Annotated in this window: 11 protein-coding genes; 8 read left to right on the top strand and 3 right to left on the bottom strand. The window is 46.3% G+C overall.

Translation table 11 applies throughout. From position 1 onward, the window contains the following. Positions 1–477, bottom strand: coding sequence for a Cys-tRNA(Pro) deacylase (gene ybaK / locus AAA952_RS07345; protein WP_028759489.1), 477 nt, complete (start codon positions 475–477; stop codon positions 1–3). A 119-nt stretch (positions 478–596) separates the two neighbouring features. Next, complete coding sequence (locus AAA952_RS07350; protein WP_131523197.1) at positions 597–1,517, bottom strand: DMT family transporter; 921 nt, start codon at positions 1,515–1,517, stop codon at positions 597–599. A gap of 288 nt (positions 1,518–1,805) precedes the next feature. Between AAA952_RS07350 and dnaK the strand changes: the two genes are divergently transcribed. The 3 genes from dnaK to AAA952_RS07365 all read left to right on the top strand — a co-directional run bounded on the left by dnaK (position 1,806) and on the right by AAA952_RS07365 (position 5,866). Beyond that, positions 1,806–3,725: a molecular chaperone DnaK gene (dnaK, locus tag AAA952_RS07355; RefSeq protein WP_338255691.1), complete on the top strand. Its 1,920-nt coding sequence runs from the start codon at positions 1,806–1,808 to the stop codon at positions 3,723–3,725. Between the two features lie 110 nt (positions 3,726–3,835). Then, a complete protein-coding gene (gene dnaJ / locus AAA952_RS07360; RefSeq protein ID WP_220776835.1) occupies positions 3,836–4,969 on the top strand; it encodes a molecular chaperone DnaJ in 1,134 nt (377 codons plus the stop codon). 303 nt (positions 4,970–5,272) lie between these two features. Next, on the top strand, positions 5,273–5,866 hold the full coding sequence (locus tag AAA952_RS07365) for a hypothetical protein (RefSeq protein WP_263197283.1): 594 nt from the start codon (positions 5,273–5,275) through the stop codon (positions 5,864–5,866). A 682-nt stretch (positions 5,867–6,548) separates the two neighbouring features. On the opposite strand, the gene AAA952_RS07370 is transcribed toward AAA952_RS07365, so the two are convergent. After that, a complete protein-coding gene (locus AAA952_RS07370; RefSeq protein WP_338255695.1) occupies positions 6,549–6,827 on the bottom strand; it encodes a DNA polymerase III subunit epsilon in 279 nt (92 codons plus the stop codon). Positions 6,828–7,370: 543 nt separating this feature from the next. On the opposite strand from AAA952_RS07370, the gene AAA952_RS07375 reads away from it, so the two are divergent. The 5 genes from AAA952_RS07375 to dapB all read left to right on the top strand — a co-directional run bounded on the left by AAA952_RS07375 (position 7,371) and on the right by dapB (position 12,104). Further along, positions 7,371–8,702, top strand: coding sequence for a DEAD/DEAH box helicase (locus AAA952_RS07375; RefSeq protein ID WP_263266316.1), 1,332 nt, complete (start codon positions 7,371–7,373; stop codon positions 8,700–8,702). A gap of 137 nt (positions 8,703–8,839) precedes the next feature. After that, positions 8,840–9,424 (top strand): GNAT family N-acetyltransferase, encoded by a 585-nt coding sequence (locus tag AAA952_RS07380; RefSeq protein ID WP_338255699.1) that lies wholly within the window; start codon positions 8,840–8,842, stop codon positions 9,422–9,424. 149 nt (positions 9,425–9,573) lie between these two features. Further along, positions 9,574–10,383 (top strand): M48 family metallopeptidase, encoded by an 810-nt coding sequence (locus tag AAA952_RS07385; RefSeq protein ID WP_028759303.1) that lies wholly within the window; start codon positions 9,574–9,576, stop codon positions 10,381–10,383. Positions 10,384–10,602: 219 nt separating this feature from the next. Continuing rightward, entirely contained in the window at positions 10,603–11,220 is a 618-nt protein-coding gene (locus tag AAA952_RS07390) for an FKBP-type peptidyl-prolyl cis-trans isomerase (RefSeq protein ID WP_338255702.1), read from the top strand. 71 nt (positions 11,221–11,291) lie between these two features. Next, entirely contained in the window at positions 11,292–12,104 is an 813-nt protein-coding gene (dapB, locus tag AAA952_RS07395) for a 4-hydroxy-tetrahydrodipicolinate reductase (RefSeq protein ID WP_006082785.1), read from the top strand. The last annotated feature ends 146 nt before the right edge of the window (positions 12,105–12,250 follow it).

Consider the following 12,250-nt stretch of genomic DNA (forward strand, 5'->3'; position numbering starts at 1 on the left):
TTAAAGTGTCTTGATATCGGCAAATTCGCCTTTGCAAAGCAGGGCTAAGTCTGTGGCCGCTAAGCTTATCTCTAAACCGCGTCTGCCCGCGCTGACATAAATCCTGTCGAAGCCTTGAGCGCTGGCATCAATCAAGGTTGGTAATTGTTTCTTTTGCGCTAAGGGACTAATACCGCCGACTAGATAGCCTGAGGATTTTTGTGCTAGGTCGGCATCGGCCATTTGTAGTTTCTTTTGTCTTAAGCATTTCGCTACGGCTTTTAGATTAAGCTGATGATCGACGGGCACGAGCGCAACGGCAATCGGCGCATGGGCTTTGTCGATGGCAACTAAAAGGGTTTTAAATACTTGCGCGGGTTCAAGCCCTAAGGTGTTAGCGGCTTCTTCGCCGTAGGCGGCGCAGTGTGGATCGTGGCTGTACTCTAAGATATCAAACGCGATCTTGGCTTTTTTAGCCAATCGGACGGCCGGGGTCATTTTATACTCCTTCACAAAATGGGGGATATTAGCGCTTAATCTTGGCTTAAAATGTTAGCCAGCGCTTTTAATTGGCTCATTGCCGTGAGCTAACATTATTTAAGGCTGTTACTCAACGATTATTCCGCTAGCTTTGTGCTTATCTTGTTTTTACGCTCTAAATAACGGGGCAGAAGTTGCTGCAACATCATCCCCGATAAAATAAAGGCTAGGCCGAGATAGGTTGCCATCGCAATCGTTTCTTGCAAAATCCACGCGATAAAACCAATCGACATCACAGGGGATAAAAACACCATAGTGCTGATGTTCGCGGTGCGAGTGGCGGTTTTCAGCGCCATTAACCAGAGCACGAAGGTAATGCCCATCTCAAATAAGCCCACATACATACCTGCAAATATCGCCTTAAGACTAAAACTGGGCAGGGTATCTGTCAGCAATAAGGTGACGGCAATAAAAGGTAAGCCGATAAGAAAACTCAATAATAAACTCACCACGGGATCGCCTTGATCTTTGGTGTTCACGATCCAATATAGGCACCAGAGTAGGGTGCTGGTCAGCGCCAATCCGATACCGAGCGGGCTATCAAAACTAAAGCCGCTGATATCGCCGCCGGTGGCAATGATAAACACCCCAGTATAGGCAATCAGCGCGGCAGCAATATCGCTCTTACGCAAATGTTGCTTTAACAAAGGCGCAGCCAGTAACGGTAGTAATACCGCCCAAGTGTAATTAAGTGACAACGCTTGCTGCGCTGGCAGTAAGGAATACGCTTTAAATAACACGACATAGTAAAGGAAGGGATTGATGAGCCCAGTCACCAGATAAAACATGGGGCGGCGTAAAAACTGTTGCTTGAGTAAGGAAAGCTTTTTTTGCCAAGCAAGGATTCCGGCAAGGGCAATAATCGAAGTGAGTACGGCAACAAACACCAGTTGCAGCGGTGTGTAGTAACTCAAGGCAATCTTAAAGGCCGTGGCCACTGTAGACCAGAGAAAGACCGCCGCCATGCCATACACGTACGCTAAATTCGAAGACTTCACTCTGCTACCTTACTAGGATAAACATCCGCCAAATGTGGGCAGATTGAATAACAGCTTTGGTTGATAAGCAAGACTATTTTATGTGATTGGATATTTTATCCCGCTGTAGATGCGAGAAAGATAAATCAGAAAATTTTTTTGTTCGCCCTTGTAATTAAATTCCCTGTCCCAATATAGGTATCAAGGCAGAGAAGGTGGCCAACGATGGACTTGATATTTAAACCGTCTAGCCCCATATCAAAACCAACTAAACAAATTTAGATTGAATGAAATTTTTCGGAGGACCTCATGGGTAAAATTATTGGTATCGACTTAGGCACAACAAACTCTTGTGTAGCTGTCCTCGATGGTGGCAAAGCACGTGTGTTAGAAAACGCTGAAGGCGATCGCACAACCCCGTCAATCATCGCTTATACAGATGATGAAACCATTGTCGGTTCGCCAGCAAAACGTCAAGCTGTGACTAACCCGACTAACACATTCTTCGCGATTAAGCGTTTGATTGGTCGTCGCTTTAAAGATGACGAAGTCCAACGTGACGTGAACATCATGCCATTCAAAATCATTGCAGCCGACAACGGTGATGCATGGGTTGAATCGCGTGGCAACAAGATGGCTCCACCACAAGTTTCTGCAGAAATCTTGAAAAAGATGAAGAAAACCGCAGAAGACTTTTTAGGTGAAGAAGTAACAGAAGCGGTTATTACTGTTCCTGCTTACTTTAACGATTCACAACGTCAAGCGACTAAAGATGCGGGTCGTATCGCAGGTCTTGATGTTAAACGTATTATCAACGAACCAACGGCTGCAGCATTAGCCTACGGTATCGATAAGAAACAAGGCGACAACATTGTTGCAGTATACGATTTAGGTGGTGGTACATTCGATATCTCTATCATCGAAATCGACAGCAACGATGGCGACCAAACATTTGAAGTGTTGGCAACCAACGGTGACACCCACTTAGGTGGTGAAGACTTTGACAACCGTTTGATCAACTACTTAGCTGACGAATTCAAGAAAGAGCAAGGCTTAGATCTGCGTAAAGATCCATTAGCAATGCAACGTCTGAAAGAAGCAGCAGAAAAAGCGAAAATTGAACTTTCAAGCACCAACCACACTGAAGTGAACCTGCCATACATCACGGCAGACGCAACAGGTCCTAAGCATTTAGTGATTAAAATCACTCGTGCAAAATTGGAATCACTGGTTGAAGACTTGATTCTCCGTACATTAGAGCCACTAAAAGTTGCCTTGGCTGATGCAGATTTATCTGTAACAGACATCAACGAAGTGATTCTAGTGGGTGGTCAAACACGTATGCCTAAGGTTCAAGAAGCAGTGACAAACTTCTTCGGCAAAGAACCTCGTAAAGACGTGAACCCAGACGAAGCGGTAGCCGTAGGTGCTGCAATTCAAGCGGGCGTTCTGTCAGGCGACGTGAAAGACGTATTACTGTTAGACGTAACACCACTGTCTCTTGGTATCGAAACCATGGGCAGCGTGATGACTAAGTTGATTGAGAAGAACACCACGATTCCTACTAAGGCGCAGCAAGTGTTCTCAACAGCCGATGACAACCAAAACGCAGTGACTATTCACGTACTGCAAGGTGAGCGTAAGCAAGCGAGCGCGAACAAGTCATTAGGTCAGTTCAACTTAGACGGTATTGAGCCAGCTCCACGTGGCCAGCCACAAATTGAAGTGATGTTCGACATCGATGCCGACGGTATTCTGCATGTGTCTGCGACAGACAAGAAAACCGGCAAGAAACAAAACATCACCATCAAAGCATCTTCTGGCTTAAGCGAAGAAGAAGTGGCGCAAATGGTACGTGATGCCGAAGCTCACGCAGATGAAGACAAGAAGTTTGAAGAGTTAGTGCAATCACGCAACCAAGCTGACGGCTTAGTTCACGCAACTAAGAAACAAGTAGAAGAAGCGGGCGATGCACTGCCAAGCGAAGATAAAGAAAAAATCCAAGCTGCAATGGATGCTGTTGACACTGCTATCAAAGGCAATGACAAAGAAGCCATTGAAAAGGCAACTCAAAACTTAATCGAAGCATCTGCTAAGCTGATGGAAATCGCTCAAGCTAAGTCTCAAGCTCAAGGCGGCGACAATGCCGACGCGGGCAAACAGGCTAACGCTGCTGCCGATGACGTTGTCGATGCTGAATTCGAAGAAGTGAAAGACGACAAGAAATAATGACTTGTCATCAATCAAATAGATTGATTTCAAAGCGTTAATTTCTAGGCGGGCGTTACGGGGCAACCCTAACGCCCGTTTGTTCAACACCAGCTGAGAAGCATGAGATTATGTCAAAGCGAGATTACTACGAAGTATTAGGTGTCAGTCGTGACACTAGCGAACGTGAAATTAAAAAGGCCTACAAACGTCTGGCCATGAAATTTCACCCAGATCGCAACCCAGGCGACAAAACCGCAGAAGCTAACTTTAAAGAAATTAAAGAAGCCTACGAGATCCTAACCGACGCCGACAAAAAAGCGGCCTACGACCAATTTGGTCATGCGGGTGTGGATCCTAATCGCGGTGGCGGTGGTTACGGTGGTGGTCAAGGCGATTTCGGCGATATTTTCGGTGATGTCTTTGGCGATATTTTCGGCGGTGGACGTCGTGGCGGTCAACGCCAAGCGGCCCGCGGCTCAGATTTACGTTACAACCTAGAGTTATCACTGGAAGAAGCCGTTAAAGGCTTAACCAAAGAACTGCGGATTCCAACACTGGCGACTTGCGATCTGTGTGAAGGCAGCGGCGCTAAAAAAGGCACCTCTGCAACCACCTGTGGCACCTGTCATGGCCAAGGCCAAGTGCAAATGCGCCAAGGTTTCTTTGCGGTGCAACAGCCTTGTCCAACCTGTCATGGCCGCGGCAAGATCATCAAAGATCCTTGCACTAAGTGTCATGGCGATGGCCGTGTTGAAAAGAGCAAAACCTTATCGGTTAAGATCCCAGCCGGCGTTGATACGGGCGACCGTATTCGTTTAGCGGGTGAAGGCGAAGCGGGTGAGTTTGGCGCGCCTCCAGGGGATTTATACGTTCAGGTCAGTGTGCGTGAGCATGCGATTTTCGTCCGTGATGGCAACAACCTTTACTGCGAAGTGCCGATATCCTTCAGTAAAGCGGCCCTAGGCGGTGAGATTGAAGTGCCAACACTGGATGGTAAAGTCAGCCTGAAGATCCCAGCCGAAACGCAAACGGGCCGTATGTTCCGTTTACGTGGCAAAGGCGTCAAGTCGGTTCGCAGCCATGCGGTAGGCGACTTGCTCTGCAAAGTGGTTATGGAAACCCCAGTTAACTTAAACGATCGTCAAAAAGAACTGTTACGCGAATTTGAAGCCACCTTAACAGGTGAGTCGAAAAAACACAGCCCAAAGGCTGAGGGCTTTTTCGATGGCGTGAAAAAGTTCTTTCAAGATCTGAATAGCTAACTTGGTCTAGTGGCGCCGCTGTTATGTTAGCGGCGCAGTAGATGAATAAAGCCTCGCAGTGTTTAGCACTAGCGGGGCTTTATTTATATTCGAATTTATGCCCAAATATTAAAGTGTTTGAAGTTGAAGCAGCCTGCTGTGGTGTTTCACCAATTAGCTACTTAATTGTCCTGTGTCGTACTTCGGAGTTGAATTCGGAATCAAGCAGTTGCTATAAAACAAAATGACTATGACCGTAAATAGCGTTACTATAATGAAAAGTAACACTTAATATGCACCGTAACTGCTAATGAGAGAGTAATTATGGATTCAATAACTGGAGAATATGGACAAATCAGAAAACCCTTAATTTACTATAAGGGAAATCTCGTAGCATTGAATATATCTGAAGAGTCTGAGTCATATTTTGGCGGTAACTTACCATTAATATCTAACTTTCCCGAGACAGCAAAGTTACATCTTTTGTTTACATTAAACAGAGATATATTAGATTTATTCGACAACATCCAGTTTTCTAGCATAGCATTAATTTATCCGTTTATGCATGATGGTGGTTCAATCAAATATCAAATAAGATATGACGGAAGTATCAAGATACAATCAGTCCATCCCCGAGAAGCTGAAAATGATTGGCCCTATGAAAATTACCCAACCTCCTTTTTAAAAGTGAAATTTGCACACGAACAAATCCTAAAAATGGATTTTAATGATTTCAAAAATCTACTTCCACAAGTTCAATTCACTAACAATAGTGAAGAAATAATAATAGTCATTCCTCCTCAAGCTGGTTATGAAGTTTCTCTTTGGGGCGATGATGGTGATGCAGAAAATGTTTTATGTGTTTTTAGAATCTGCCCTAAAACTGGTAATGTATATGCAGACAATCAATGCAGCTAACAAGAGCAGACCACGGACTTGCAAACCTATTAATTTAATTGTCCACTAAATAATAAAACTTGTACCAAATTTAAATATAGCCACTACTCCCTTCATGATAACGCCCAGAAGATCAGACGGGCATCCACAGTAATTGCGTGGTAGTTAATCTCCAGCTTTGCTTAAGCATTGAACAAGGAGGTTTGTATGCCGTGTCATTGAAATGATTGGACAGGCAGGAAATGTTATTGAGACACTCATTATTAAATTTTAGAAAGATGGAGTGTTAGTTCTTTTTTAAATACGAATAAGTAACACTGAAACTTCAGGAGTTCATATTCCCTGCGAAGTTGTCTAAATACGGAGTAAAAATGCCGTGGCGACATCATGGATGATGGTGCAGGCTCGGGGGCACATGGATGTGCCATCTGAGCCGTTAGGCAATTTTTATTGGAGTATGAGACAGGTAATTAATGCATGTAACTTCGCTAGGGTGAGTGCTGCGTAGCAGCGTTTCGAACGAGAGCCTGGGATGGCGAACTGGCAGTTAGACATGGACGTTGTTCGCCGGGGTATTTCCAAAAGGGGAATAAGCGCTTTTCCCCTTTTGGTCGCGTGTGGGGTGAAGCCCCACGCGTTGATTTTGACTTTGATTTTGATTTCGATTCGAAAATCCAAACGAAGTTTGGAAACCTAAGAGTTTTTACTCTTCTGTAGCAGTAAATGCGGCTTCGGCTTTCTCTAACTCTTGCTCGGTTTTCAGCTGAAACGCTTGTTGCTTTTTAAGTTTGGCTTCTTCTTCAAGTGCGGCTTCTCTTTGTTTAAATTCGTGTCTCTCTGGTTTAGTCAGAAACTTAAACGCGAGCTTGTTGCCTAGCACGTAGGCGACCACGTCTTCACCTTTTGTGCGGCGTTCATCGACGCGTTGTGAAAAACGGGCGTTATCGCGGGCTTTACGTTCTTCGGCATTTAACTTACTCATAATCTTTTCTCCTCATTTAGTTAATCACGGTAGTGTTCCACTACGTTCAGTTAAACAAATGAGTTGTGTTGCACATTCATAAAGCTGATTGGGCGGGATTCTACCATAAGCGCTCACGAAAGCTGTGGGATTAAAATCTACCATCCCATCACCTGCGTTAACTTTGCGCACATAAGAAAGATGCGGCTGGAGTCTCTTTTAAGATAAACCACGAACACCGAAGCGACAGTAATTCACCTATTCCTGCGAACTGGCCGTTAGACATGGACCTTGTTGGCAGGGGAGATCCAAGAGGGGATTGCAGTTGATTCTCTTTAGGTCGGCTATTGATTTGACCTTTGGTTTAGAAATTCAATCGAAGTTTCAAACTAGACTTTCTTAGTGGCGTAACGCAAATGCCGTAACTGTATCGTTGCAAACCGTACCGTTGTAATGAGTAGCGTTGCAAACTGTACCAAGGCTTGGGTAAAAGCCGAAACAACATTGGTATTCAAAGGCAACTCTCAGTAAACTTTCGCTCCCATGTTTTGATCCGGTGCTGTGATGTCCTTTCCTGAGCTTTCTTCTTCCCCTGAGTCGTTAACTTTTGCTGAGCTTGGCTTAAATTCGACGTTACTTAAGGCCTTGCCTGCAAGTCTTAAACATCCGACAAAGGTGCAGCAACTCACGATTCCGGCCATTCTTGCAGGACGGGATTTGTTAGCCTTAGCACAAACCGGTAGCGGAAAAACCTTAGCCTTTGGTTTGCCACTCCTACAACAAATTTTGTTGCAACAGCAAACACAGTTGCAGAGCACTAAGTCTGTACAGCCTCCAAATGCACTGGCGTTAGTGCTGGTGCCTACACGGGAATTAGCGCTGCAAGTGACTGAGGCGCTGCAAACAGTGGCGAGCCAGTTATCGACTTCGTTGAACATTCAGCTTCTGTGTGGCGGGGTCGCGCTGGAAGACCAATTAGCCGAACTTGCAGCCAAGCCGCGGGTATTAGTGGCAACCCCTGGGCGTTTACTGGATTTATGCAAACAGTCCCACATCAGCCTCGATTCGATAAAACATCTTGTGCTGGATGAAGCTGACCGCCTGTTAGAAATGGGGTTTTGGCCTGATGTGCAAAAGCTGATGGCGTTTATGCCTAAGCTTAAGCAAACCTTGTTGTTTTCTGCCACCTTGCCCGAGGCTTTGGATGCATTGGCGGGCAAGCTACTGGCGAATGAGCCGCTCCGGGTCGAAGCCCACAAGGTGAATTCAGTGGCTGGTGAAATCGAAGAGCAGCTCTATTTAGTCAACAAGGGCAGCAAAGCACAAGCATTGATTGCGCTGTTAAAACAATATCAATGGCCGCAGGTGTTGGTGTTTATCAGCGCCCGCGATGATGCCGATGCCGTCGCTAAACGACTCGCCAAAGCGGGGATGAAAGTCGCTGCGCTGCACGGTGAAAAAGAGCAAACCGTTCGCAGCCAAACCTTGGCCGACTTTAAAGCCAATCGGATCCAAGTATTAGTGGCGACAGATTTGATGGCGCGCGGTATTCATGTTGATGCCTTGCCTGTCGTCATCAATTTGGATTTGCCCATGAGTGCGCCTGTGTACGTGCACCGTATTGGCCGCACCGCGCGCGCTGGCGAAAAAGGGCTGGCGATTTCCCTCGTGTGCCACGGTGAAATGGCAACTTTAACGGCGATCCGCAGTTTAACTGCGCGGGAGTTACCGCTGGCATTATTGGCTGACTTTCCGGTAACGGATAAGCCGAGTGAAAAAATCACTGATGGCGCCACTGAGATCCAAGTTGAGCGTAAGCGACCACCACGGGATAAACAGGCGAATCGCCGTAGCATCAATAAGCACAGCGCCAAAGAGTTTAAAGGTAAGCGCTGAGTTTGAAGCTATTCATAGCGTTCAAGCTTGGCGTGCCTCAATCACTAAACTGATAACAGAATAAAGCGCATTGGCCGCTGTTATCACTTTCGCTCAGGGTGTAACTTAGTGACTTATTTACATTAAGGAACTAAGTCATGGGATCGACATTGGCGTTAAGCAAAGCACTTCATAAAGTGGTGAATAACGGTTTAACGACTGAGCACTTTGTTCTTAGGCCATTCCAGCGAGCGGATCTTGAGGCTTTTACCACCTATCGAGCCAACCCTAAGGTCGCTAAATATCAAAGCTGGACGGATTACAGCTATAGCGATGCACTCGCGTTGTTCGAGAAGATGGATTATGCACAATTTGGTGCGGTTGGTACTTGGTTTCAGCTTGCGATTGTTACTGGCGCGTTGGGAACTACACCAACCCAATTAGTTGGCGATCTGGCGCTGTACTTTATTGATGAGCAGCAGGTGGAAATTGGCTTTACGATTGCGCCTGAACATCAAGGTAAACAGGTTGCTTTTGAGGCCGTCAGCGCATTGCTGGATTACCTCTTTATTGAACTGCATAAGCATAGAGTCATTGCCATCACCGATGCACAAAATCTTGCCTGCTGTCGCTTACTCGAAAAACTCCGCTTTAGGCGTGAAGCCCATTATGTGAAAAACATCTTCTTTAAAGGCGCGTGGGGCGATGAGTTCCTCTATGCCTTGTTAAAGGAGGAGTATTAATTCCCTTTAGGTGCAAAGTATCGCTAACGCGCGCCGCCAGTGTCTCTCTATTTGGCTTATCTTGTCTATCTCAGTAAAATCTTTCCATTAGTTGAGCCCCTGTTGGCTCAAAGATCTTCACGCCCGTCATGGGATTTAAGGAGTGCCACATGAAATCAATGCGTTTAGGCTTAGTGGGAATGGCGGTTGCGCTCGGATTATCGGCCTGTGCGACCACGCAATCGCCAACGGGGCGAGGGCAGACCTTGTTGTATTCAGCGGCGCAAATGCAGCAGATGGGCGATTCCTCCTTCGAGGAAATGAAAAAACAGCAAAAAGTGAGTAGTGATAAAAAGCTGACGCAATACGTCAATTGTGTCGCTAATCGTATTACTGCAGTGCTGCCGGACCAAACCCAGCGCTGGGATGTGGTTTTGTTTGACTCAGAACAAGTTAACGCTTTTGCTCTGCCGGGTGGGCATATTGGGGTTTATACCGGATTGCTTAAGGTCGCTAAGGGACCAGATCAGCTTGCCACTGTGCTCGGTCACGAAGTCGCGCATGTGTTGGCGCAGCACGGTAATGAGCAGGTTTCCCGTGGACAGTTAACGGGCGTTGGAATGCAGATTGCCGATGCGGCGTTAGGGGCGAGTGGTGTGTCGAATCGCGACTTATATATGTCGGCGTTAGGACTCGGTGCTCAGGTAGGGGTTATTCTGCCCTTTGGCCGTGCCCAAGAGAGCGAAGCCGATATCATGGGCGTAGAGTTAATGGCTCGAGCGGGTTTCAATCCGGCTCAGAGTGTTGAGTTATGGCAGAATATGTCGAAGGTGGGCGGTAGCCAAGGGCCGGAGTTATTATCGACCCATCCATCGAACAGTAATCGCATTGCTCAGCTACAACAATTGCAAGCACAGATGCAGCCACTTTATGCCAGTGCTAAAGCGCAGGTGAAGAATCAATGTGTGGCGCCGAAATAAGCTGAAATCTATTTAAGATCTAAGTACCCGTTTGGTGAGTGTTCGCTGTCGTTTGCGCAGAGATACGTGTCCTTAACCTATTTATGCTTTTGGATAAATACGCAATAAGTGTGTAAAAAAGCCTCCTTAGTTAAATAAGCAGTCAGTTTATCAGCATAGCTCGCTGAACTATGGTAAACTGGCGCGCAAAATTCCACTGATAATTGAGAGTCGTTAATTATGTCTGATAAATTCAGTACTGTTGAACAGCAAGCAAGCTACGGTGTAGGCCGTCAAATGGGTGAGCAACTGGCCGCCAATTCTTTTGATGGTGTGGATATTCCAGCCGTTCAAGCGGGTTTAGCCGATGCGTTTGCCGGTTTAGAAAGTGCTGTGTCTATGCAAGATCTGCAAGTTGCTTTCACTGAAATTAGCGGTCGTATTCAAGCTGCTCAAGAGCAAGCTGCTGCTGCTGCGTCTGCTGAAGGCGATGCCTTCTTAGCTGAAAATGCTAAGCGTGATGGCGTGACTGTGACTGACTCTGGTCTGCAGTTCGAAGTATTAGTCCAAGGTGACGGTGTTACTCCAACTTACGAAGATACTGTTCGTACTCACTACCATGGTTCTTTCATCAATGGTGATGTGTTCGACAGCTCTGTAGTTCGTGGCCAACCTGCTGAGTTCCCAGTTTCTGGCGTTATCGCTGGCTGGACTGAAGCACTGCAACTGATGCCAGTAGGCACTAAGTTGAAATTATTTGTGCCACATCACTTAGCTTACGGTGAGCGCGGCGCGGGGGCATCGATTCCTCCTTATTCAACTTTGGTATTCGAAGTTGAATTATTAGATATAATCTAATATTGAAAAAACGCCTAAGCCTGTCTTAGGCGTTTTCTTATGGAAGACAAAGAAAGATTGAGGAGATTGAAATGAGTGGACAAGTGAGAGTGGCAATCGTCGGTGCCGGTGGTCGTATGGGACGCACTCTTATTGAAGCGGCTTACAATCACGACCATATATTGCTGGGTGCCGCTATTGAGCGCGCTGGCTCTAGTTTAGTGGGCGTGGATGCGGGTGAGCTAGCTGGTGTGGGTAAATTAAAGGTCATGATCATGGATTCGCTGGATTACGCGACCGATGATTTTGATGTCTTGATTGATTTCACTGCGCCAGACGCCAGTATTGTCCATTTAGATTGGTGTGTGCGCCATAAGAAAGCAATGGTGATTGGCACAACCGGTTTCAATCATGCTCAAAAAGAACAGATCAATGCCTTTGCCGAGCAAACGCCGGTAGTGATGGCGCCGAATATGTCTGTGGGTGTCAACCTGATGTGGAAATTGCTCGAACTGGCTGCCGAAGTCATGGGTGATTACACGGATATCGAAATTATCGAAGGTCACCACAGACATAAAAAAGATGCGCCGTCGGGTACAGCCCTGAAAATGGGTGAAGTGATTGCTAAGACCTTAGGTCGCGATCTTGAAAAATGTGCCGTATATGGCCGCGAAGGGATCACGGGTGAACGTGACCGTGAAACTATCGGTTTTGCGACCATTCGTGCCGGTGATTTAGTCGGTGAACACACGGCCATGTTTGCCGATATCGGTGAGCGTTTAGAGATCACCCATAAAGCTTCGAGTCGTATGACCTTTGCTAATGGTGCTATGCGTGCCGCGCACTGGCTCGTGGAGCAAAAGCCGGGCTTGTATGATATGCAGCAGGTTTTAGGTTTGCATTAATATTAAAAACGCCGATATGGCGTTTTTTTTTGCACCCAGTTACCAGTGGGTGGACGGTTTCGCGTTTTTACTGTAAACTCGCTGGAATTTGTCAAAATTTCGTAAATTAGCGGAAATTGGTATCTTAACATAACATAAAAACATTA

Source organism: Shewanella sp. M-Br, assembly GCF_036245925.1.
Classification (GTDB): domain Bacteria; phylum Pseudomonadota; class Gammaproteobacteria; order Enterobacterales; family Shewanellaceae; genus Shewanella; species Shewanella oncorhynchi.